Origin of the sequence: Thalassorhabdomicrobium marinisediminis, assembly GCF_003072065.1 — a bacterium.
GTDB lineage: Bacteria > Pseudomonadota > Alphaproteobacteria > Rhodobacterales > Rhodobacteraceae > Octadecabacter > Octadecabacter marinisediminis.
The window spans coordinates 230961-255093 of sequence record NZ_QCYG01000006.1 but is presented as its reverse complement, the minus strand read 5'-3'; the positions used below and the strand labels follow the sequence as shown (position 1 = coordinate 255093).

The 24133-nt window shown below is 62.5% G+C and carries 18 protein-coding genes and 1 tRNA gene; 2 read left to right on the top strand and 17 right to left on the bottom strand.

The window, feature by feature from the left end; all coding sequences use genetic code 11:
• Nucleotides 1-46: 46 nt before the first annotated feature.
• The 6 genes from DC363_RS10960 to rplJ all read right to left on the bottom strand — a co-directional run bounded on the left by DC363_RS10960 (nt 47) and on the right by rplJ (nt 13568).
• Complete coding sequence (locus DC363_RS10960) at nt 47-961, bottom strand: DMT family transporter (RefSeq protein ID WP_108641195.1); 915 nt, start codon at nt 959-961, stop codon at nt 47-49.
• A gap of 223 nt (nt 962-1184) precedes the next feature.
• Nucleotides 1185-5438: a DNA-directed RNA polymerase subunit beta' gene (gene rpoC / locus DC363_RS10955; RefSeq protein ID WP_108641194.1), complete on the bottom strand. Its 4254-nt coding sequence runs from the start codon at nt 5436-5438 to the stop codon at nt 1185-1187.
• Nucleotides 5439-5516: 78 nt separating this feature from the next.
• Nucleotides 5517-9656, bottom strand: a complete 4140-nt coding sequence (gene rpoB, locus DC363_RS10950) for a DNA-directed RNA polymerase subunit beta (protein WP_108641193.1) — start codon at nt 9654-9656, stop codon at nt 5517-5519.
• A gap of 477 nt (nt 9657-10133) precedes the next feature.
• A complete protein-coding gene (locus DC363_RS10945; protein ID WP_108641192.1) occupies nt 10134-12413 on the bottom strand; it encodes a VWA domain-containing protein in 2280 nt (759 codons plus the stop codon).
• A gap of 198 nt (nt 12414-12611) precedes the next feature.
• Nucleotides 12612-12986, bottom strand: a complete 375-nt coding sequence (rplL, locus tag DC363_RS10940; RefSeq protein ID WP_108641275.1) for a 50S ribosomal protein L7/L12 — start codon at nt 12984-12986, stop codon at nt 12612-12614.
• A 69-nt stretch (nt 12987-13055) separates the two neighbouring features.
• Nucleotides 13056-13568, bottom strand: coding sequence for a 50S ribosomal protein L10 (rplJ, locus tag DC363_RS10935; RefSeq protein WP_108641191.1), 513 nt, complete (start codon nt 13566-13568; stop codon nt 13056-13058).
• A gap of 395 nt (nt 13569-13963) precedes the next feature.
• Between rplJ and DC363_RS10930 the strand changes: the two genes are divergently transcribed.
• Nucleotides 13964-14404 (top strand): PACE efflux transporter, encoded by a 441-nt coding sequence (locus DC363_RS10930; protein WP_108641190.1) that lies wholly within the window; start codon nt 13964-13966, stop codon nt 14402-14404.
• Between the two features lie 51 nt (nt 14405-14455).
• Here DC363_RS10930 and DC363_RS16855 read toward each other — a convergent pair whose 3' ends face one another.
• The 3 genes from DC363_RS16855 to rplK form a co-directional block, all read right to left on the bottom strand.
• On the bottom strand, nt 14456-14611 hold the full coding sequence (locus DC363_RS16855) for a hypothetical protein (protein WP_158270869.1): 156 nt from the start codon (nt 14609-14611) through the stop codon (nt 14456-14458).
• Nucleotides 14612-14728: 117 nt separating this feature from the next.
• Entirely contained in the window at nt 14729-15430 is a 702-nt protein-coding gene (gene rplA / locus DC363_RS10925; protein ID WP_108641189.1) for a 50S ribosomal protein L1, read from the bottom strand.
• Nucleotide 15431: 1 nt separating this feature from the next.
• A complete protein-coding gene (rplK, locus tag DC363_RS10920) occupies nt 15432-15857 on the bottom strand; it encodes a 50S ribosomal protein L11 (RefSeq protein ID WP_108641188.1) in 426 nt (141 codons plus the stop codon).
• 223 nt (nt 15858-16080) lie between these two features.
• Between rplK and DC363_RS10915 the strand changes: the two genes are divergently transcribed.
• Nucleotides 16081-16767, top strand: coding sequence for a DUF2270 domain-containing protein (locus tag DC363_RS10915; protein ID WP_108641187.1), 687 nt, complete (start codon nt 16081-16083; stop codon nt 16765-16767).
• A gap of 57 nt (nt 16768-16824) precedes the next feature.
• Here DC363_RS10915 and nusG read toward each other — a convergent pair whose 3' ends face one another.
• The 8 genes from nusG to DC363_RS10875 all read right to left on the bottom strand — a co-directional run bounded on the left by nusG (nt 16825) and on the right by DC363_RS10875 (nt 24130).
• Nucleotides 16825-17358 carry a transcription termination/antitermination protein NusG gene (gene nusG, locus DC363_RS10910; protein ID WP_108641186.1) on the bottom strand — a complete coding sequence of 178 codons (534 nt, stop codon included), beginning with the start codon at nt 17356-17358 and terminating at the stop codon, nt 16825-16827.
• A 167-nt stretch (nt 17359-17525) separates the two neighbouring features.
• On the bottom strand, nt 17526-17720 hold the full coding sequence (gene secE, locus DC363_RS10905) for a preprotein translocase subunit SecE (protein ID WP_108641185.1): 195 nt from the start codon (nt 17718-17720) through the stop codon (nt 17526-17528).
• Between the two features lie 54 nt (nt 17721-17774).
• On the bottom strand, nt 17775-18683 hold the full coding sequence (locus DC363_RS10900) for a hypothetical protein (RefSeq protein WP_108641184.1): 909 nt from the start codon (nt 18681-18683) through the stop codon (nt 17775-17777).
• A 45-nt stretch (nt 18684-18728) separates the two neighbouring features.
• A tRNA-Trp gene (locus tag DC363_RS10895) sits at nt 18729-18804 on the bottom strand.
• Between the two features lie 53 nt (nt 18805-18857).
• A complete protein-coding gene (locus tag DC363_RS10890) occupies nt 18858-19559 on the bottom strand; it encodes a CatB-related O-acetyltransferase (protein WP_108641183.1) in 702 nt (233 codons plus the stop codon).
• Between the two features lie 187 nt (nt 19560-19746).
• Nucleotides 19747-20922, bottom strand: coding sequence for an elongation factor Tu (gene tuf, locus DC363_RS10885; RefSeq protein ID WP_108641182.1), 1176 nt, complete (start codon nt 20920-20922; stop codon nt 19747-19749).
• Nucleotides 20923-21025: 103 nt separating this feature from the next.
• The gene (locus DC363_RS10880) at nt 21026-21664 is read right to left on the bottom strand and encodes a hypothetical protein (RefSeq protein ID WP_108641181.1); all 639 of its coding nucleotides are present in this window, start codon (nt 21662-21664) and stop codon (nt 21026-21028) included.
• Between the two features lie 57 nt (nt 21665-21721).
• A complete protein-coding gene (locus DC363_RS10875; RefSeq protein WP_108641180.1) occupies nt 21722-24130 on the bottom strand; it encodes a DNA topoisomerase IV subunit A in 2409 nt (802 codons plus the stop codon).
• Between the last annotated feature and the right edge of the window lie 3 nt (nt 24131-24133).

The following is a 24133-nucleotide window of genomic DNA, read 5'->3' as shown; positions in this document are numbered from 1 at the left end:
TCATAGGTCGACTCGCGCGGGCTGTCAACACGGGTGTTCCGCGGGCCTAGCGGATGCGCAGGCCTTTCGGCGGGATGCCGGTCGAGGCGGTTGCCGTGCGGCGTTCGCGGAACAACGTGAACAAACCGGTCGCCACGACGATGCCCGCCCCCAGCAGGGTCAGCGCGTCGGGGAATTCGTCGAACAGCACCCGTCCGAGGATCAACGCCACCAGAAGTGAGGTGTAGCGGAAAGGGGCCACGAAGCCAACTTCCCCAAGGCGCATTCCCGCCACCGCCGAGATATAGCCCACCATCAGGCAAACGGCGGCCCCCGCCATGAGCAGGGCCGCGCCCGTGTCGGGCATGACCCAGCGTTCCCCCATGATGAGCGAAGCTGCGGCGGACATCACCGTCACGCCGATCGCGGCGGACAGGGCCACGCGGATGGACGGGATCTCGGCCGAGAGCTTGCGTGCCGTGAGGTCGCGCAAGGTGATCGCGCAAACGGCGGCCACGCCATACAGGGAATAGACCGAGAACCCCTCGAACCCGGGGCGGATGATAATCGCGACCCCGATGAACCCGACGAGGATAGCCAGCAGCCGGCGCCAGCCCACCGGCTCGCCCAGAAACACCGCCGCAGCAAGGGTGACGGTCAACGGCAGCGCCTGCAGGATCGCGGACAGGTTTGCGATGGGCATGCTGAAGAGCGCGGTCAGGAAGATCACGGTGCCCACGGTCTCGGTCAGCGTGCGCAACAGGGTCAGCGCCCGATCCCTGCGCGATGGACGGAAGCTGAGCTGCCCCAATGCCCAGGCCAGACCGGTCAACCCGAGCGTGATCAGAACACCGCGCAGGAATATCTGCTCGAAGAACGGCACGCCTGGCGAGGCGAGCTTCATGAAAGCGTCGTTGATCGTGAACGCCGCCATGGAAACCACGATCAAAAGCGCCGCGCGCATGTTGTCTGAACGTATCATGCGAGATGTGTGGCACGACTGGGAGGGGGAGGCCAGCGGCATCGGCTTTTGCGGATGAACGGGGCCAGTCCGGCTAGGCCAACGGAAGACACAGGCGTCCGGCCTTCTTGAAGCCGAACCAGCAATCCTGGGTACGTGCCATGCACATGCTGTGGGTGCCCTCAATACAAACAAAAAGCCCCGCCATTTCTGACGGGGCTTTGGACTTTCTTATGTGCGCCGCTTATTCGTCGCGGCTTTCGGGGGTGTCGGTGATGATCGTGTCGAACTCATCCCCGCCCACGATGTCATCGGCCGCAGGCTCAGGTGCGGCAAGGGCCGCCGCCTGTTCCGCTTCTTCCCGGCGGGCCTGAATGACCACGTTGTCGCGTTCCTGGGCGATGCGGGTGACGCGCTGGGTGGCGCCCCCCGTCCCGGCCGGGATCAGACGTCCGACGATCACGTTCTCTTTCAGGCCGACCAGCTTGTCCCGCTTGCCCTGAACCGAAGCCTCGGTCAGCACGCGCGTGGTTTCCTGGAAGGACGCGGCAGAGATGAACGACCGGGTCTGCAGCGACGCCTTGGTGATGCCGAGCAGGATCGGTTCACCCTGTGCAGGGCGGCCACCACGGGCAACCGCCTTGGCGTTGGCTTCATCGAACTCGGCCTTGTCGACGTTCTCGCCCTTGAGCAAGGTCGTCTCACCGCTGTCGGAAATCTCCCACTTCTGGAGCATCTGACGAACGATCACCTCGATGTGCTTGTCGTTGATCTTCACACCCTGCAGGCGATAGACGTCCTGCACCTCGGCGATCATGTAATCCGCAAGCGCTTCCACACCCATAATGGCGAGGATGTCATGGGGCGCTGGATTGCCGTCCATGATATAATCGCCCTTCTGCACGAAGTCGCCTTCGTGAACCGGGATGTGTTTGCCCTTGGGCACCATGTATTCCACCTTGGTGTCCGGATCGTCCGCAGCCTCAATCGCGATGCGACGCTTGTTCTTGTAGTCCTTGCCAAAGCGCACGTAGCCATCGATTTCGGCGATGATCGCGTGATCCTTTGGACGACGGGCTTCGAACAGTTCCGCAACCCGTGGCAGACCACCGGTGATGTCCTTGGTCTTGGCGCCTTCACGCGGGATACGCGCAACCACGTCACCGGCCTTGATCTCTTGTCCTTCTTCCGCGGAGAGAACCGCATCGACGGACATCGGATAGGTGACTGGGTTGCCCGCATCGTTGCGCACAGGCTCACCGTCTTCGCCGACGATCAGGATTTCCGGCTTGAGCTCGTTGCCCTTGGGCGCAGAACGCCAGTCGGTCACGATCTTCTGGGTCATGCCGGTCGCGTCATCGGTGTCTTCGCGCACGGCGATCCCGTTGACGAGGTCGACGAACTTAACCGTACCGCCCTTCTCGGCGATGATCGGCAGGGTGTAGGGATCCCATTCGAACATCTTGTCGCCGCGCTTGATCTCGGCCCCGTCCTTGACGAACACCTTGGAGCCATAGCCGACCTTGTGGTTGGCCCGCTCTTCACCGTTCTCGCCGACGATTGCCAGAACCATGTTGCGGCCCATGACGATCTGCTCGCCCATGTCGTTCTCGAGGATGTTGGCGTTGCGGAACTCCACCTTGCCGTCCACGGACGCCTCGAGGAAGGACTGCTGGCCACCCTGCGCAACACCGCCGATGTGGAAGGTCCGCATCGTCAGCTGCGTGCCGGGCTCACCGATGGACTGCGCGGCGATGATGCCGACAGCTTCGCCGATGTTCACCCGCGTGCCGCGTGCAAGGTCACGACCGTAACACATGGCGCAGACGCCGTCCTCGGCCTCGCATGTCAGCGGGCTGCGGATGCGCATCTTCTGCACGCCAGCGGTTTCGATCGCGTCGGCCATCCGCTCGTCGATCAGATCGCCGGCCTTCACCAACACCTCTTCTGACCCCGGTGCGATGACATCATCCGCCGACACCCGACCCAGAACACGCTCGGAGATCGACGCCACGACTTCACCGTCGTTGACCGCCGCTTCCGCGGTAATCGCGGTTTCGGTGCCGCAGTCGACTTCGCGCACGATGCAGTCTTGCGCCACGTCCACCAGACGACGGGTCAGATAGCCTGAGTTCGCGGTCTTCAACGCCGTATCCGACAGACCCTTCCGGGCCCCGTGGGTCGAGTTGAAGTACTCAAGAACGGTCAGACCTTCTTTGAAGTTCGAGATGATCGGCGTTTCGATGATCTCTCCGTTCGGCTTGGCCATCAGGCCGCGCATGCCGCCCAGCTGCTTCATCTGCGTGACCGAGCCACGGGCACCGGAGTGGGCCATCATGTAAACGCTGTTCGGCTCGGACTCGGACCCGTCCTCGGCGCGGGCCGTGGTCGAGATCGTCGTCATCATCGCGTCGGTGACCTTGTCGTTGGCCTTCGACCAGGCGTCGACAACCTTGTTATACTTCTCGCCCTGAGTGATCAGGCCGTCCATATACTGCTGTTCGAAGTCTTTCACCTGCTCGCGCGTGTCGTCGACCAGTGTCCACTTGTTGTCGGGGATCACCATGTCGTCCTTGCCGAACGAGATGCCGGCCTTGAACGCCTCCCGGAAGCCCATGGTCATGATCTGGTCACAGAAAATGACCGACTCTTTCTGGCCACAGTAGCGATAGACCGTGTCGATGACCTGCTGCACTTCTTTCTTGCGGAGCAGACGGTTCACCAGTTCGAACGGCGCCTTGGTGTTGAGCGGCAGAAGCGCGCCCAGACGCACGCGGCCCGGCGTGGTTTCGAAGCGTTTGATCACTTCGTTGCCGTCCTCGTCGACCTGCGGAATGCGGGCCTGGATCTTGGCGTGCAGGTGCACTTCACCAGCGGCGAGCGCGTGCTCGACCTCTTCGATGGAGCCGAAGGCCATGCCTTCGCCCTTCATGCCTTCGCGTTCGATGGTCGTGTAGTAAAGACCAAGGATCATATCCTGCGACGGCACGATAATCGGCGCACCGTTGGCAGGCGACAGCACGTTGTTCGTGGACATCATCAGCACACGCGCTTCCAGCTGGGCTTCCAGCGAGAGCGGCACGTGAACGGCCATCTGGTCCCCGTCGAAGTCGGCGTTGAACGCGGAACACACGAGCGGGTGCAGCTGGATCGCCTTGCCTTCGATCAGAACCGGCTCAAACGCCTGAATGCCAAGACGGTGCAGCGTGGGCGCACGGTTCAGCATAACGGGGTGTTCGCGGATCACTTCGTCAAGGATGTCCCAGACTTCAGGACGCTCTTTTTCAACGAGCTTCTTGGCCTGCTTGACGGTGGACGACAGGCCCTTCGCCTCAAGCCGCGAGTAGATGAACGGCTTGAACAGCTCCAGCGCCATCTTCTTCGGCAAGCCGCACTGGTGCAGTTTGAGTTCCGGCCCCGTCACGATGACCGAACGGCCCGAGAAGTCGACCCGCTTGCCGAGAAGGTTCTGACGGAAGCGACCCTGCTTACCTTTCAGCATGTCCGACAGCGACTTCAGCGGGCGCTTGTTGGCACCGGTGATGACGCGGCCACGGCGGCCGTTATCGAACAGCGCATCGACGGATTCCTGCAACATCCGCTTTTCGTTGCGGACGATGATGTCCGGCGCGCGCAGCTCGATCAGCCGCTTGAGGCGGTTGTTCCGGTTGATCACGCGGCGATACAGGTCGTTGAGGTCGGAGGTCGCGAAACGGCCACCATCCAGCGGCACCAGCGGGCGCAGCTCTGGCGGGATCACGGGCACGACCGTGAGGATCATCCATTCCGGACGGTTGCCGGATTCGATGAAGCTTTCAACGATCTTCAGACGCTTGATGATCTTCTTGGGCTTGAGCTCACCGGTGGCGACCTTGAGGTCCTCGCGCAGCTGCTCCGCTTCGCCTTCCAGATCGATCGCGGCCAGCATTTCGCGGATCGCTTCAGCGCCGATGTTGGCGGTGAAGGCGTCCATGCCGTAGGCGTCCTGCGCGTCGAGGTATTCTTCCTCGGTCATCAGGGCACCGTATTGCAGGTCCGTCAGGCCGGGTTCGATCACGACGTAGTTTTCGAAATACAGGATGCGTTCCAGATCGCGCAGTGTCATGTCCAGCATCAGGCCGATGCGGGATGGCAGCGACTTGAGGAACCAGATGTGCGCGACGGGGGCGGCCAGCTCGATGTGGCCCATACGCTCACGGCGGACCTTCTGAAGCGTGACTTCGACACCGCATTTCTCGCAGACAACACCGCGATACTTCATGCGCTTATATTTGCCGCACAGACATTCGTAGTCTTTGATCGGGCCAAAGATGCGCGCGCAGAACAGGCCGTCACGCTCGGGCTTGAACGTGCGGTAGTTGATGGTTTCGGGCTTCTTGATCTCACCGAAGGACCACGAGAGGATCCGCTCGGGCGAGGCAAGGCTCACTTTGATTTCGTCAAACGTCTTCGCCGGGGTGAGCGGGTTGAACGGGTTGTTTGTCAGTTCCTGGTTCATATCGATACCTTTTCAGTATGGCGGGAGGATGGAGCGGGCCGGAGTTTCACCGGCCCCTGAGCTGAGGCGGTTTGCGCCTTACTCGTCATCCTCCGCATCCAGGAGTTCCATGTTGAGGCCGAGGCCCCGGACTTCTTTCACGAGGACGTTGAACGATTCCGGCACGCCGGCTTCGAAGTTGTCCTCGCCCTTGACGATGCTTTCATAGACCTTCGTCCGGCCTGCCACGTCGTCCGACTTCACCGTCAGCATTTCCTGCAGGGTGTAGGCGGCGCCGTAGGCTTCAAGCGCCCAGACTTCCATCTCACCGAAGCGCTGACCACCGAACTGCGCCTTACCACCCAGCGGCTGCTGCGTGACGAGCGAGTACGGCCCCGTCGAACGGGCGTGGATCTTGTCGTCGACCAGGTGGTGCAGTTTCAGAAGATACTTCACACCGACCGTGACCTTGCGGCTGAACTGCTCACCAGTGCGCCCATCGAACAAGAGCGACTGGCCCGAGGTGTCGAACCCGGCCCGCTTCAGGCTGTCGTTGACGTCCGCTTCCTTCGCGCCGTCAAAAACAGGTGTCGCGATGGGCACGCCACGGGTGACGTTGCCGGCCGCTTCGATCAGCTCATCGTCGGTCATGTCGGTGATGCCTTCGTCGTAGACATCATCGCCATAGGCAATCTTCATCGCTTCCTTCACCGGGGTCAGGTCGCCATTGCGGCGGTATTCACCCAGCGCTTCGTCGATTTCGATGCCCAGACCGCGTGCGGCCCAGCCCATGTGCGTCTCGAGGATCTGACCGACGTTCATGCGCGATGGCACGCCCAGCGGGTTCAGACAGAAGTCCACCGGGGTTCCGTCTTCCAGGAACGGCATGTCTTCCATCGGCACGACCTTCGAGATCACACCCTTGTTCCCGTGACGACCGGCCATCTTGTCGCCGGGCTGCAGCTTGCGCTTCACAGCCACGAAGACCTTGACCATCTTCATCACGCCGGGTGGCAGGTCGTCGCCGCGGCGCACCTTCTCGACCTTGTCCTCGAACCGTGCGTCGAGCAGTTTCTTCTGCGCTTCGTACTGTTCGTTGAGGGCCTCGACGATCTGTGCGTCGCCTTCCTCTTTCAGGGCCAGCTGCCACCAGTGGCTGCGGGGCATATCGTCCAGCATGGCCGCGTCGATGGTGCTGCCTGCCTTGATGCCGCGTGGGCCTTTGGCGACGGTCTTGCCTTCGATCATGTCGCGCAGACGGGCGTAGATGTTGCGATCTAGGATCGCCATCTCGTCGTCGCGGTCACGGGCCAGGCGTTCCACCTCTTCCCGCTCGATCTGCAACGCACGTTCGTCCTTTTCGACGCCGTGGCGGTTGAAGACACGCACCTCAACCACGGTGCCGAAGTCACCGGGTTTTACGCGGAGCGAGGTATCGCGCACGTCTGAAGCCTTCTCACCGAAGATGGCGCGGAGGAGTTTCTCTTCCGGCGTCATCGGGCTTTCGCCCTTCGGTGTGATCTTACCCACGAGGATGTCGCCGGGCTCAACTTCAGCACCGATATACACGATGCCCGCTTCGTCGAGGTTGCGCAGGGCTTCCTCACCGACGTTGGGAATGTCGCGGGTGATTTCCTCAGGCCCAAGCTTGGTGTCACGGGCGGCGACTTCGAATTCCTCAATGTGGATCGAGGTGAAAACGTCATCGCGCACGATCCGCTCGGAAATCAGGATCGAGTCTTCGTAGTTGTAGCCGTTCCACGGCATGAAGGCGACGACGACGTTCTTGCCGAGCGCCAGTTCACCGATGTCGGTGGACGGACCGTCCGCGATCACTTCGCCCTTGCGCACCGTGTCACCCACCTTCACCAGCGGACGCTGGTTGATGCAGGTGTTCTGGTTGGACCGCTGGAACTTGCGCATCCGGTAGATGTCAACGCCGGGGTCACCCACCTCAAGATCCGAGGTGGCGCGCACAACGATACGGGTCGCATCGACCTGGTCGATGATACCGCCGCGTTTCGCCATGATCGCAGCACCGGAATCCCGGGCCACAACCTCTTCGATGCCGGTGCCCACGAGGGGTGCTTCGGCCTGCAAGAGAGGCACGGCTTGACGCATCATGTTCGAGCCCATCAGCGCGCGGTTGGCGTCGTCATTCTCGAGGAACGGAATGAGCGAGGCTGCGACCGAGACCAGCTGCTTGGGCGACACGTCGATCAGGTCCACGTGGCCGTTGGGGGCCAGCGTGTATTCGCCGTTCTGACGGGTCGAGACCAGATCGTTGATGAACTTCATGTCGTCATCAAGGTTCGCGTTCGCCTGTGCCACGGTGTGACGCATTTCCTCGGTCGCGGACATGTAGTGGACTTCGTCCGTCACCTGTCCGTCCTTGACCACGCGATAGGGCGTTTCGATGAAGCCGTATTTGTTCACGCGGGCAAAAGTCGCCAGCGAGTTGATCAGACCGATGTTCGGGCCTTCCGGCGTCTCAATCGGGCACATGCGGCCGTAGTGGGTCGGGTGCACGTCGCGCACCTCAAAGCCGGCACGCTCACGGGTCAGACCGCCTGGCCCAAGCGCGGACAGACGACGCTTGTGCGTGACTTCCGACAACGGGTTGGTCTGGTCCATAAACTGCGACAGCTGCGAGGAGCCGAAGAATTCGCGCACGGCGGCGGCGGCGGGTTTCGCGTTGATCAGATCCTGCGGCATGACCGTGTCGATCTCGACGCTGGACATACGTTCCTTGATCGCGCGCTCCATGCGGAGCAGCCCGACGCGATACTGGTTTTCCATCAGCTCGCCCACGGACCGCACACGACGGTTGCCGAGGTGGTCGATGTCGTCCACGTCGCCCTTGCCGTCGCGCAGCTCCACCAGCGCCTTGATACAGGCGACGATGTCTTCGCGGCGCAGAGTGCGGATCGTGTCCTCGGCGTCAAGCGCCAGACGCATGTTCATTTTCACGCGACCCACGGCAGAGAGGTCATAACGCTCGGCGTCGAAGAACAGGCTGTCGAACAGGGTCTGTGCGGCGTCCACGGTGGGCGGCTCGCCCGGACGCATGACGCGGTAGATGTCCATGAGCGCGGTTTCACGGCCCATGTTCTTGTCAGCCGCCATGGTGTTGCGCATGTAGGGGCCGACGGTGATGTTGTCGATGTCGAGCACGGGAATCGTGGTCACGCCGGCGTCCATCAACTCCTTGAGGGTGCCGCCGATGACCGTGCCGTCCTTGTCCATCTCGAGCGTCAGCTCATCGCCCGCCTCGACATAGATCGCGCCGGTCTCTTCGTTGATGATGTCGCGAGCGGCGAACTTGCCGACAATCTGCTCATAGGGAACCAGCAGGTCCTGCACTTCGCCCGCATCGATCAGCGCCTTCACGGCACGCGGGGTCATCTTCTTGCCGGCCTCGCCGATGATCTCACCGGTTTTGGCGTCCACCAGATCGAAGGTCGGACGGGTGCCGCGCACGCGCTCGGGGAAGAACTTGGTCTTCCACGCCTTGGCTTCCGCGTCGAAGGTGTAATCCACGGTGTCGTAATAGGCGTTCATGATCCCTTCTTGATCAAGGCCCAGAGCGTAGAGCAGCGTGGTCACCGGCAGCTTGCGGCGGCGGTCGATGCGCGCGAACACAAGGTCCTTGGCGTCGAACTCGAAGTCCAGCCAGGAGCCGCGATAGGGGATGATCCGACAGGCGAACAGCAGCTTGCCCGAGCTGTGCGTCTTGCCCTTGTCGTGGTCGAAGAACACACCGGGGGAGCGGTGCATCTGGGAGACGATCACGCGCTCGGTGCCGTTCACGACAAAGGTGCCGTTCGGCGTCATCAGGGGCATGTCGCCCATGAACACGTCTTGTTCCTTAATGTCCTTGACGGACTTCGCGCCGGTGTCCTCGTCCACATCGAACACGATCAGACGCAGCGTCACCTTGAGCGGCGCGGCATAGGTCATGTCGCGCTGCTGGCACTCTTCCACGTCGTATTTCGGCTTCTCCAGCTCGTATTTCACGAACTCGAGAACAGAGGTTTCGTTGAAGTCCTTGATCGGGAAGACCGACTGGAAGACCCCCTTGATGCCTTCGCCGTCCAGCGGCGTGTCGCTGTCGCCGGAGCGCAGGAACAGATCGTAAGAGGATTTCTGAACCTCGATAAGGTTCGGCATATCAAGGACTTCGCGGATTTTACCGTAGTATTTGCGAAGACGTTTCTGGCCAAGGAATGTTTGCGCCATGTGTCTGGACACCTTTCAATTCTCACCGGCGCACGGGCAGTTGGGCGACTGCACGGGCGACCATACGAGACGACAATGAGACCGGTCCATTCTCGCCACGCGACCCATTGCGCAGCTCTCGACCGGGGTCCTGCCTTGGAAAACCCCCGGACTCCGGGGCCTTACCAAGAAAGGTCTGCACACAACACTTTGCCTTACCCTTGAAAACGTATGGTTTTTCAGGGGTGGGGGCGGCTCCATATTGCAAGACAGAAACAGCGGCCCCGAATCAATCGAAGCCGCATGAAGCTGCTAAATAGAATGTGAATAAGCGGAACGCAAGGGGCAGCTGTCCACCCCAGCCGGAAACGCGCCGGCGTCCACCGGATCGATCATCGAACAAACGCCCCGCGGCGTCAAGCGTTCCAAGGCCGCGGGGGCGTCCTTTCGAAAACCCCTGCCCCGCCAATGTCTTCACGGGGCAGGGTCACGGGCTTTTCACTGCACATTGATCACCGCGCGGCCCAGAAGCACGCCGCCGGAGATGTCGAGGAACCGGATCTCATAGACGCCAGCCTCGTCCGGGACGGTGATCTGCGCCGACGTGCCCTCGCCCACCGGTTGCACGGAAATCCAGCTGAAGTCCGGCTGATCCTTGCGGGCCAAGGCAACGCGCCGGTCCGAGCCGTCGTTCTCCAGCGTCCAGCTGACCGTCACCACCTCTCCGGGGGCGGCGGTTTCCGGCACGCTCAAGCCTGCACCGGAGTCGAGCGGCGCATCGGCGCCCACCACCTCAAGCGGCGCACTGGCCAACGTGCGGCGCCCCTCTTCGAGCACATAGCGCAGCTCATACATGCCGGCATCCTCGGGCGCGGTAAGCCGCCCTTCGGTGTTGCCGCGCGTGCGGATGTGGGCGCCGACAGCGCCCTCATCCGCCCCCATGGGAACGATGGTCACGAAATCCACGTCATTGACACTGCTGGACCATGTGACGTCCACCGCAGTGCCCGCGCGGACCGTGCCCGGGCCGGAGATCCCGATCTCGGCCTCGACGACCTCGATCCGGGCGCTTGCCAAGGTATTGCGCCCCTCCTCCTGGACATAGCGCAGCTCATAAAAGCCGGGCGTACCGGGCGCGGTCAGCCGCCCCGCGGAGGCTTCGCGCGCGCGGATGTGGTTGCCGACGGTCCCCGCATCCGCGCCCTTGGGCACGATGGTCAGGAAATCCAGCGGGTTGATCGTTTCGCTCCACCCGATATCGAAGACCGCGCCGGTGGTGACCTGCGCCGGTGCGGTGACCGTGACCTCGGCTGCGACCACTTCGATCTGGACGCTCGCCTGCGTGTTGCGCCCCTCTTCGAGCACGTAGCGCAGCTCATAGAGACCGGGGGTGCCGGGGGCGGTCAGCCGCCCTTCGGAGGCGTCCCGTGCACGGATGTGATTGCCGACGGTGCCTGCATCGGACCCCATGGGCACGATGGTGAGGAAATCGAGCGGGTTGATCGTATTGCTCCACGTGATGTCGAAAGTCGCGCCGGTGGTGACCTGCGCGGGCGCGGTGAGTGTCACCTCCGTCTCGGACACTTCGATCTGGACGCTGGCCACCGTGCGGCGCCCCTCTTCGAGCACGTAGCGGAGCTCATAAAGACCGGGGGTGCCGGGGGCGGTCAGCTGCCCTTCGGAGGCGTCCCGCGCACGGATATGATTGCCGACGGTGCCCGCATCGGACCCCATGGGCACGATGGTGAGAAAATCGAGCGGGTTGATCGTATTGCTCCACCCGATGTCGAAAGTCGCCCCGGTGGTGACCTGCGCGGGGGCGGTCAGCGTAACCTCGGCCTCGATCACTTCGATCTGGACGCTGGCCAGCGTCTCGCGGCTGTCCTCGGGGACGTAGCGCAACTCGTAAAGACCGGGGGTGCCCGGTGCGGTCAGCTGCCCTTCGGTCGCCTCACGGGCGCGGATGTGGTTGCCTACGGTGCCCCGGTCCGCGCCCATGGGCACGATGGTGAGGAAATCGAGCGCGTCGAGCGTCTCGGACCATGCAATGTCGAAGACCGCGCCGTTCACCACCTGTGCGGGGGCCGTCAGGGTGACGGGCGGTGCGGCGGGGGTTTCAGGTTCCGGTTCCGGCTCGGGAGGCTGCACCATAGCCTCTTGCACCTGCGCCAACGCGTCGGTCAACTCGGCTGCGTTGCTGGCGGGGACGAACATGCCGCCGGTGTTGTCGGCGATACAGGCAAGGCTGGCGTTCGCCGCGTCGTCCAGATCGAAGCCCACCACATGGGCGGTGAAGGCCACGCCTTCCTGCTCAAGCTGCGCGGCCAAGGCGCAAGGGTCGGCGTTGCAGGTCTCCACCCCGTCAGAGATCAGCACCACGGTCGCCGGTGCGTCGCGATAGGACAAAAGGTCGGCCGCGTGGCGGACCGAAGCGGTGATCGGCGTCTTGCCGACCGGATTGATGGCGTTGACCGTCGCGATGAAGGAGTCGCGATCCACCGGGCCGGGCGCGATCATGGTTTCGATATCGGTGCAATCGCCTTCGGTGCGATGTCCGTAGGCCACCAGCCCCAAATGCGCGCCATCGTCCCAGCCGGTCACGAGGTCCGCGAGAACCTCGCGCGCGATTTCCACCTTGCTGGTGCCGTCGATCTGGCCCCACATGGAGCCCGAGCCATCATAGACGATGACAACATTTTCCTGCGCTTGCGCGGCCAACCCACAACCGAGCCCCCCGACAAGGGTGGCTGCGTGGATGATTGAGGTTCTCGGTCTCATGTGAATGCTCCTGCGGAAATGGTCGCCGTGATAATATGCACGCCATGATTGACGCGAAGTCACACAAAAGCAAACAAGTGTTTCCCGGACCGAAAAGCAGCCGCGCGCAGACACCCCCGCCCCCAACAGACATCCGCGCAAACAAAAACGGCGGCCCCGAAGGACCGCCGTTTCCGTAACCGGAAAACCGGACGTGGCTTAAGCCAGCTCGACCTCGGCGCCAGCTGCTTCCAGCTTGGCTTTGACGTCTTCGGCTTCGGCTTTGTCGACGCCTTCTTTGATCTTGCCACCGGACTCGACCAGATCTTTGGCTTCTTTCAGGCCAAGACCCGTGATGCCGCGGACTTCTTTGATGACGTTGATTTTGGACGCGCCAGCGTTCTTGAGAACGACGTCGAATTCCGTCTTCTCTTCTTCAGCGCCACCAGCGTCGCCACCGGGGCCAGCCATCATGACTGCGCCGCCAGCTGCGGGCTCGATGCCATACTCGTCCTTGAGGATGGTTTTCAGTTCTTGTGCTTCGAGAAGGGTCAGACCAACGATCTCTTCAGCAAGTTTTTTCAGATCAGCCATTTGCTTTTCCATTCCTAGGTTTGTGTTCCAACGTGCGGGGCTTTCCCTACGTTGGCCTTGCAGTTTGCTTTAGGCAGCTTTCTCTTCGATGGTCGAAAGAACGCTTGCGATGTTCGAAGCAGGCGCGCCAATGGCGCCGGCGATGTTCGCGGCAGGTGCGCCGATGCAGCCAGCGATCGAGCTGATAAGCTCTTCGCGGGACGGCATTTCGGACACTGCTTTGACACCAGCGACGTCAAGCGCCGTTTCACCCATTGCACCGCCGAGGATCACGAGCTTGTCGTTGTCCTTGGCAAAGCCCTGAGCAACCTTGGCCGCAGCCACAGGATCCTCGGAGTAGGTGAGAACGGTCATGCCCGAGAGGTGATCGGCGATGCTTGCGCAAGGCTTCCCCTCAAGGGCGATTTTGGCGAGCTTGTTCTTGGCAACGCGAACTGCACCACCGGCCTCACGGGCACGGGCACGCAGATCTTGCATTTCAGCAACTGTCAGGCCTTCGTAGTGGGCAACCACAACGACGCCAGAGCTTTCGAAGATTTGGCCGAGCTCTTCGACCAATTTTTCTTTTTGGGCTCTATCCACAGTTTCACTCCAATAATGGGGCAGGATTTTCCGGCCCCGGCTCAAGTTTGCTCACCCGTTGCGGGGTGAACGTAGAAGTCCTCGAAATAACGGGGTTGAGCCGATCAGGAGGAAGCCCGTAGAGAGCGCCAACAAATCTCGGTCTTTCCCGTCTCGGGCAGGATTTATGGCCAGTGCGATTGCGGGGCCACCCACCGTCTCGGACGAATGCAGACACCGCACGACGAATCGCGCATCGGTCTGCGAGGTCTCAGTAAGCCCGATCCGCCGATCACGCAAGGGGTGTGTCCCTTGAAACCCGGTGCAGGGATGTCCTAATGAAAGGGCGTGAGGACGACCTCCCCAAACTGGACAATTTTTCGGGACGACCCGAAGCCTAAAATTATGAGGGTGCCATGCGTTCAGGACTTGATCGTCTTCGCCATGCTCTGATGTTTGAAATACTTGCCTTGGCGATCGTCATTCCGATCGGCGCGATGATCTTCGGCGTGCCGATGACCGATTTCGGGGTGGTCGGCGTGGTGAGTGCCACCATCGCGATGGCGTGGAACTACGTCTATAATCTGGGGTTTGATCTGATCCTGAAGCGGCGTCGCGGCACAACGCTGAAGACCAAACCGATTCGCGTGGTCCATGCGGTGCTGTTCGAGGTCGGCCTTTTGTTCGCGTTGATCCCCTTTATCGCGTGGTATCTGCAAATCGGCCTCTGGACCGCGTTCGTTATGGATATCGCGATTGCCGGGTTCTACTTGGTCTATGCGCTGGTTTTCAACTGGACCTACGATGTCGTCTTTCCACTACCGGAATGGCGCGAGGATGCGTCCAAGACGGCCTAGGCAGACGATAGAAAGGCGGACGCTAGAAAACCCTACATCCGCCTTTTTTCTTCAGGATTTGCGGCTCTGATCCGTCGGATTGGGGCTTCCGGCGGGGCCCTCGTCCATCGTGTCCGTCGTGTTTTTCCAATGGTCCTTCATGTCCTCACGCGGCTTTTTGTCGTCGTCCTTGGCCACGTCGGGGCGCTTGTCCTTGTCGTCGCTCATCTCGGTCTCCTTTGCGGGTGGGTTCACAGGATCAACCCGCAAGCGCCGCGCGCGGTTCCCGAACGCAAAAGGGCGGACCCGAAGGCCCGCCCTTTCAACAATCAGATTTGAACGCGATCAGGCGTTGCCGGTCGCGCTGTCCACGGCGACGGTCACGCCGGGGCCCATGGTCGAGGTCAGCGAGACCTTTTTCATGTAGGTGCCCTTGGCGCCCGCAGGCTTGGCTTTCTGAACGGCGTCCACGAAGGCCAGCACGTTCTCTTCCAGCTTCTTGGCATCGAAAGAGGCCTTGCCCACACCGGCGTGAACCACGCCCGCTTTTTCGACCTTGAACTGCACTTCGCCGCCTTTGGCCGCTTCGACAGCTTCCTTGACGTCCATCGTCACCGTGCCGACCTTGGGGTTCGGCATCAGGTTGCGGGGGCCAAGAACCTTACCCAGACGGCCAACGATGGGCATCATGTCGGGCGTGGCGATGCAGCGATCGAACTCGATCTTGCCGCTTTGCACGGTTTCCATCAGGTCTTCGGCGCCAACGATGTCAGCTCCGGCGGCCTTGGCTTCGTCGGCCTTGTCGCCACGGGCGAAGACGGCGACGCGCATGGTCTTGCCGGTGCCGTTGGGCAGGGCGACCTTGCCGCGGACCATCTGGTCGGCGTGGCGGGGATCGACGCCAAGAACAACGGCGACTTCGACGGTTTCGTCGAATTTCGCGGTGGCGTTGCCCTTGACCAGTTCAACAGCCTCGGAGACCGAGACGTCGTGCTTGCCGGCGACTGCTTCGCGGGCGGCGGTTGTGCGTTTTCCGAGCTTTGCCATCTTACTTCACCTCAATGCCCATGGACCGGGCGGACCCGAGGATAATCTTCATCGCACCTTCAACGTCGTTCGCGTTGAGGTCCTTCATCTTGGCTTCCGCAATTTCACGCACCTGCTTGGTGGTGACGGTGCCGACGGTCTGGCGCGACGGGGTCGCGGCGCCGGATTTCACGCTGGCAGCCTTCTTGAGGTAATACGCCGCAGGTGGCGTCTTGATGTCCATCGAGAAGGATTTGTCCTGATAGTAGGTGATCACGGTCGGGCATGGGGCGCCGGGCTCCATGTCTGCGGTCTTGGCGTTGAACGCCTTGCAGAATTCCATGATGTTGATGCCGCGCTGACCCAGTGCGGGGCCGACGGGCGGAGAGGGGTTGGCTTGGCCAGCTGCAACTTGCAGCTTCATGGTGCCAGCGACTTTTTTAGCCATTGGTCGTTTCCTTTTGTAAGCGCCCATGGCCGCGTGCCATGGGTCAGGTTGCTTTGTGGTCCGGTGCGCCCACGCGTGGCCGCCGCCTTCCACATTTGCCGCAAGATGCGACTGCCGCCCCTTAGCGGAGGATTCCCTTGGGCGCAAGGGGTGTGCCCCCGGCATCCGGGTTTTGACCCGTGGGCGGTTGCGTGGCAATCTTGACGGGGGAAGAGGATTGGCGATGACGACAGAGAAAGACGACACGGGCCGCAAGGCGCTCGACAGTGCCGAGATCGGCGCGCTGGCGCATCTCTACCGGGCCGAGGTTTACCGCTCGACCATCTGGCGCACCCGGCTGGACACCACGACGAACTGGGCCGTGGTCACGCTCGGAATTGCCCTGTCGATCACCTTTGCCTCGCCCGACGCCTCGGCCCTGCCCTTGGTGCTGGTCGGTGTGTTGCTGATGTTCTTTCTGCTGGTCGAAGCGCGGCGCTACCGGTTCTTCAATGTCTGGCGCGCGCGGTGCCGCTGGATGGAAACCCATTTCTACGCGCCGATGCTGCACGACGGCGACCTGCATCTGGAAGAGAACTGGCAAAAGACGCTGGCCGAGGATTACTGGCACCCGAAGTATCATGTCAGCCTGCTGATCTCGGTCGGGCGGCGGATTCGCAGCACCTATCTTTGGATCTTGCTGATTCAGGCGCTGGCTTATCTAAGCAAGCTGGTGGTGCATCCGGTGGCGGCCACCTCGGTTTCTGATGTGTTCGAGCGGGCGAACGTCGGGCCGGTGCCCGGCTGGGTCATGGTGACTCTGGGCGTGCTCTACATCGCCGTATCCCTCGTCGTGGCGGGGTGGAGCATCGCCTACGACCGGGAGAGGGCCGCGCGGGGCCGGCGGGCCAGCGGCAGCGGCATGGGGTGACCGGACACGTAAACGCCGCCCCAACCGGGGCGGCGTCATTAAACAATCGTAAGCGGCTCAGGCCTGTTTGGTGACCTGCGTGAACTCCAACTCGACCGGCGTGGCGCGGCCAAAGATAGACACGGTGACCTTGAGGCGCTGGTTCTCTTCGTCGACCTCTTCCACGGTGCCGTCGAAATCCTCGAACGGGCCGTCGTTGACCTTCACCTTCTCGCCGATCTCGAAGTTGATCAGCGTGCGCGGCGCTTCCTGACCTTCCTCGACCCGACCAAGGATCTGCTGCACTTCCGCATCGCGCATGGGCATCGGGCGGCCTTGCGGACCCAGGAACCCGGTGACGCGGTTGATCGAGTTGATCAGGTGATAGCCTTCGTCCGACATCTCCATATGCACCAGCACATAGCCGGGCATGAAGCGACGCTCGGCGGTGACCTTCTTGCCGCGCCGCACCTCGATCACTTCCTCGGTCGGGACCAGCACTTCGTCGATCTGCTCCTCGAGGCCCTGCTCTTCCACGGACGCGCGGATCGTCTCGGCGATTTTCTTTTCGAAGTTCGACAGGACCGATACGGAATACCAACGTTTTGCCATTGCTCTTTGACACCTTTTTGACGCGCGGGCCGACCGCGGATGCGGAGTCCCGGAAATAAAAGCGGCGTGCAACTCATCCGTTGCACGCCATCCAAACTTGCAGATTCTCTACCGCGCCTGCCGGTTCTGTTCAAGGGGTTTCGGTTGATTTCACCGAAAGCCACCCCCTAGAACGACGTCAGCACGCCTTCCAGACCGAAGCGGATCACCAGATCGATCAGGGTGAAGAACAACGCCATGACGGTGGTCATGATCAGCACCATGATCGTCGTCAGGGTCACTTCGCGGCGGGATGGCCACACGACCTTGCCGACTTCGGCGCGGACCTGCTGGATAAACTGAACGGGGTTGGTTCTGGCCATGATCTGTCCTTTGGGGCGGAAACAAGCAGCACGTAGCCGTCTTTTGGCTTCGGTTCAACCCTTCTGCGCCGTCTGCGGCGGGTGCAGCACCGTCACGCCCTCGATCTTTTCGATGCGGGCAAGCTGTTCGTCGTAGCGGGCCTGTGACAACTCAAGCGTCTGGGGCGTATAGAGCGCGAAAGGGCGGCGGTCCGGGCCGACCGGATGGGCCGCGCGGGCGTCGCGGGCCAGCGGTCCGGTCCGCCCCTCCTCCGCCCAGGACAGGGTCTGCTTCACCGCCGCTTCGGACAGACCTTCGTGCACGCGGTGATCCACCGTTTCGATCTGCGCGCCGACCCGCCAGCGCAGCATTCTGCGCAGCACCAATCGGTGGCACTGGGCGTAATCTTCCTGCCGCCAGACGAAAAGCTCGCCCAGCCCCGGCGTTGCGCGCAGGGCCGCGACATAATCGGCCCAATCGACCTTGCGCCAGTCGTTGCGGGCACGGAACGCGCGGGGCGTTGTATAGACGCCGCCCAGCAGGCATTGCGAATAGGCCGAGGTCAGATAGGTCGCTGGATTGCGCACCGCGATAAAAAGATGGGTGTCCACGGGCGCAAACTTCGCCACCAGCTCGGCCACCCGCGCGGCACCCGTGGGATAGACCGGCAGGGGCACGTTGCCGCGGCTGTCATAAAGGCTGCCGACGAAATTCTCTTCCGAGAAAACGATCCGCCGCCGCCCCTTGGCCAGAAACGCGAGCTGCTTGCGCGGATCGCGCCGCGGGGCCGGACTTTCGGACCAGGATAGGCCGAACATCGCCGCAAGGTTGCGCCCCTTGAGCCGCAGATAGCCGGGCCCATAGACGCGAATCCCCTCGTCCGCGAGCATCGCGCGGTTGCGATAGAGCATGTGTTGCAGGTGGGACGAAGCGGTCTTGTGCGCGCCGATATGCAGGGCGATGGACTGCGGCAGGGGGGGCACGGAATTCTCCCGGTCGGGCGTTGCTTGTCGGTTGGGGGAGTGGCTTGGCAGGGGCTGAGGGACTCGAACCCACGACCCTCGGTTTTGGAGACCGATGCTCTACCAACTGAGCTAAACCCCTAAGCCGAGAGTGGGTCTAGCGAGGCCGCCGCCGCTTGGCAACAGCAAACCGCGTCATTTGTCCGCCGACCGCTGCCGAAACACGGATTTCGCCGCCGCGTCCAGCGCGGCAAGGTCGCGGTTACAGATTGCGGCCTCGTGCGCGGTGATCGTCTCGATGGGCCAGTCCCACCACGCAATCTCCAGAAGACGGTCGATGGTGGCTTCGTCGAACCGGCGGCGCAGGGGGCGCGCGGGGTTTCCCGCCAGCACCGTGTAGGGCGGGATCGTGCCGCGCACCACGGACCGCGCACCGATGATGCAGCCGCTGCCGATCCGCGCCCCGGGCAGGATCGTCGCCCCCTGCCCAATCCAGACATCGTGGCCCAGCACCGTGTCCGGATACTTCTCAACGCCCTGGGGGATCGAGGGCCGGTCGCGGTCCATGTCGAGGAAGATCGCAAACGGAAAGCTCGAGAATCCGTCGTGCCGGTGATTGGCCGAAGCGGTGATGAAGGTCACCCCGTCGGCGATCTGGCAGAACTTCCCCAGCGTGAGACGTTCCGGCGCACCGGGGTAAAGGTAGGGCGCAAGGCGGGCGGCCCAATCGTCGGGCGGCTCTTGGGCGCTGGCATAGGTATAGTCGCCAACGCTGATGTTGGGATGGTCGATCACCGGCTTCAGAAACACGGTGCCGTCGTGCACCGAGCCGTCGGGCAGGGTCACGGGGTTGCGGGTGTCGGGCTGCGGAAAGGCAGGGGTCGTCAGTGGGGGCATGGATCACCTCCTTCAATCAATGGACATGGGTCACGGATCAAAGGTGTGAAATCATCGAAGCCTCCTGCGGTGCTGGGTCCTCATAGCGCAAATCGGGCGCGGAACAAAGCCCCCCTCCCCCACGCAAAAGGCCGCCCCGGGGTGGGGCGGCCTTCGTTGGTGTCCGGTGGTGGTCCGGCGGGTCGGATCAGTCGATGATCTTGGAGACCACGCCAGCGCCGACCGTGCGGCCGCCTTCACGGATGGCGAAGCGCAGGCCTTCTTCCATCGCGATGGGGGCGATCAGCTCAACGCCGAACTTCAGGTTGTCGCCGGGCATCACCATTTCGGTGCCCGAAGGCAGCTCGACGGTGCCGGTGACGTCCGTGGTGCGGAAGTAGAACTGCGGACGGTAGTTCGCGAAGAACGGCGTGTGACGGCCACCTTCGTCCTTGGTCAGAATATAGGCTTCTGCCTCGAACTTGGTGTGTGGCTTCACGGAGCCGGGCTTGCACAGAACCTGACCACGCTCAACGCCGTCACGGTCCACGCCGCGCAGCAGCGCGCCGATGTTGTCGCCGGCTTCACCGCGGTCCAGCAGCTTGCGGAACATTTCAACGCCGGTACAGGTCGTCTTCTTGGTGTCGCGGATGCCGACGATTTCGATTTCGTCGCCCACGTTGATCACGCCACGCTCGACACGGCCGGTCACAACCGTACCACGGCCGGAGATCGAGAACACGTCCTCAACCGGCATCAGGAAGGGCTGGTCCACGGCGCGCGCAGGCGTCGGGATGTACTCGTCAACGGCCTTCATCAGGGCAACGATGGAGTCCTTGCCGATGTTGTCGTCACGCTCTTCCATGGCGGCCAGAGCCGAACCCTGGATCACGGGAATGTCGTCGCCGGGGTACTCGTAGGAGGACAGCAGCTCACGGATTTCCATTTCAACGAGCTCGAGAAGCTCTTCGTCGTCCACCTGGTCGACCTTGTTCATGTAGACGACCATGTAGGGGATGCCCACCTGACGGCCGAGCAGGATGTGCTCGCGCGTTTGGGGCATCGGGCCGTCGGCCGCGTTCACAACCAGGATCGCGCCGTCCATCTGGGCGGCACCGGTGATCATGTTCTTGACGTAGTCGGCGTGGCCGGGGCAGTCGACGTGGGCGTAGTGACGGTCTTCGGTCTCATACTCGACGTGCGCGGTCGAGATGGTGATGCCGCGGGCCTTCTCTTCGGGCGCGCCGTCAATCTGGTCGTACGCCTGGAAGTCACCGAAATACTTGGTGATCGCTGCGGTCAGGGTCGTCTTGCCGTGGTCAACGTGGCCGATCGTGCCGATGTTAACGTGTGGTTTCGTACGTTCAAACTTTTCCTTAGCCATGCTTGGGCGCCTTGTTTTTCGGGGGCCGATACATCGTGCCCAGTTCAACATCGCGGGCGATGTAATCCGGAATCACGGCGGAATCAAGCAATCGTTTGGCGGATCAGTTGGTCGCGGGCTGTTGCTGGTCGGGTGCGACAAGTTCGGGGTTGTCGCGCAGCACGTTGCCGGTGCGGATCGTGGCATCCTCGGCCAGAACCTCAGGCGTACCACCGAACCAATGGGCATTCTCGCGCATGGTGCGTTCGATCGCGCGGGCGGCGTTGAACGCCAACCCTTCCATCTGTTCTTCGGCGCTGCGGGTGAAGCCGCTGCCGATCAGCGGGACCGTGCAGCACGGCTCGAACACGGTGAGCTGAATCGCCTCATCGTTGAGCTTGGTCTGGGTCGAATCCTCGAAGAAATTGACCGAAAAGATCAGCACCGATTTGGGCGAATAAACCAGCGGCACGCCGGGATAGCCCAGCACGTAGCCTTCGACCGCGACGCCGATGTGGAAATACTTGTCGCCGAAGAACCGCGCGTTGCCCAGACGGTCGTCGACCGCCTTGACCATGGCCGCCTGCCACGCGGCATCATCGACCGTGCGCGAGAACGGGCCCTGCACGGGTTCGTTCACAACGGCGATGTTATGGCCCAGCCGGAAACTGCCAATCGGGTCGGGGTCCTGCGTGATGTCGTCGCGGATGCCGCCACATGCGGTCAGGACCGCCAGTCCGATCAGTGCTGTCCAAACCCGCATATCTTTTCCTTCCCGTGTTGCCCCTGCCTAGACCAGCGTCGGGGCGCCGGCAAACCCTCAGGTGAATCTATTGTCGCGCGGGAAGCCCCGCGGGGCCATGCGTCCGGCGCTGGCCCGTTTCGACAGCCACTCCGCAAGATCGGTTTCCGTGCGCGTCCGACCCGCCGGATCGCGCCAGCTCAGCCCATTTTCCAGCTTGAACGTCGTCGCGTCGGACAGCCCGCCGTCTTTGTATTTCTGCAAGCGCACGCCCTTGCCGCGGCCCATCTCGGGCAGCTCGGACAGCGGGAACACCAGCACCTTGCGGTTCTCGCCCACGCAGGCCACGTGATCGCCCTCAACCGGGACGCAGACCTTGGCGCGGGTGTCGCCGCGCACGTTGAGCACCTGTTTGCCCGAACGGGTCTGGGCGACAACGTCGTTTTCCGGCACCACGAACCCATCCCCCGCCGACGACGCAAGCAGCAGCTTTTCACCGGGCCGGTGGATGAACAGCGCGGTGATCTGCGCCTCATTCGGGAGGTCCACCATCAGGCGCAAAGGCTCACCCATGCCGCGCCCGCCGGGCAGGGTTGAGGCACCGAGCGTGTAGAATCGCCCGTTGCTGCCGAACACCAGCAGGCGGTCGGTGGTCTGGGCGTGGAAAATGAACAGCCCTTCGTCACCATCCTTGAACTTCAGCTCGCGGTTCAGGTCGATATGGCCGGTCATGGCGCGGATCCAGCCCATCTTCGAGCAGACGACAGTGATCGGCTCTTTGTCGATCATCGCCTCCAGCGGCACCTCCTCGACCTCGCCCGCTTCGGCAAAGGTGGTGCGGCGTGCGCCGCCTTCGGTGTTAGCCCCGAACAGCTTGCGTGTCTCGCGCAGCTCTTCGGCGATGCGCTTCCATTGCACGTCTTCACTGTCGAGCAGATCCTCAAGCGCCACGCGTTCCATCATCAGGGCGTCGCGTTCCTTGACCAACGCCTCTTCCTCGAGCCGGCGCAACGACCGCAGGCGCATGTTCAGGATCGCTTCGGCCTGCACATCCGACAGACCATTCTCGCGACCGGCATAGGAGGACGGCACCTTACGCTCGCTGTCGTCCATCCAGCCGGGGGCGGTGGCGGCCTCATCCACGATCAGCGACAGGCTGGCTACGTCCACGCCCGCGAGAGGCGAGACATAATCCGCCTCTGAGGTGGCGCGGGTCAGGCCGGACTGGTGCGGAGTGCTCCAATCCTCATACATGAGCGCAGCCTTGGGGTCGTCGTCGTAACGGATGATGTCGATCACGCGGTCGAGGTTCAGAAAGGCGGTGATCAGACCGGCCAGCACTTCAAGCCGGTTGTCGATCTTGTCCATCCGGTGGCGCGACCGGCGGATCAGCACATCGCGGCGGTGATCGAGGAACGCGCGCAGCACTTCCTTGAGGCTGCAGACCTTGGGCGTGAGCCCGTCAATCAGCACGTTCATGTTCAGGCTGAACCGCGTTTCCAGCTCGGAATTGCGATACAGCATCCCCATCAGAACCTCAGGGTCGACGTTCTTCGACTTCGGCTCAAGCACGATGCGGATGTCGTCGGCGCTCTCGTCGCGCACATCGGCAAGGATCGGGACCTTCTTGGTCTGGATCACCTCGGCCAGCTTCTCGATCAGCTTGGACTTCTGCACCTGATAGGGGATCTCGGTGACGATGATCTGCCACTGGCCGCGCGGCAACTCCTCGACCTCGTACCGGCAGCGCAGACGGAAGCCGCCCTTGCCGGTGCGGTAGGCCTCGGCGATATTCTCTTTCGGCTCAACAATGACACCGCCAGTGGGGAAATCCGGGCCGGGGATGTAGTCAAGCAAGGTCTCGTCGCGGGCGTTGGGCGATTTGATCAGATGCAGGCAGGCGCCGATAAGCTCTTCAAGGTTGTGCGGCGGAATGTTCGTGGCCATCCCGACGGCGATGCCCGACGACCCGTTGGCCAGCAGGTTCGGAAAGGCCGCCGGCAGCACCACAGGCTCGGTCAGCGTGCCATCGTAATTTTCGCGAAAATCGACGGCGTTCTCGGTCAGACCTTCGAGCAAGGCTTCGGCCGCGGCGGTCATGCGGGCTTCGGTGTAGCGGGCGGCGGCGGGGTTGTCGCCGTCGATGTTCCCGAAGTTCCCCTGCCCGTCCACCAGCGGATAGCGGACGTTGAAATCCTGCGCCAGACGCGCCATCGCATCATAGATCGCGGCGTCGCCGTGGGGGTGGTAGTTCCCCATCACATCGCCGGAAATCTTCGCCGACTTGCGGAATCCGCCCGTGGGCGACAGCCGCAATTGCCGCATCGCATACAGGATGCGCCGGTGCACCGGCTTCAATCCGTCCCGCGCATCGGGCAGCGCGCGGTGCATGATCGTCGACAGCGCATAGGTCAGATACCGATCCCCCAGCGCACGGCGGAGCGGTTCGGTCAGGTTCATGTCGGGGTCGAGGGTCTCATCACTCATGGG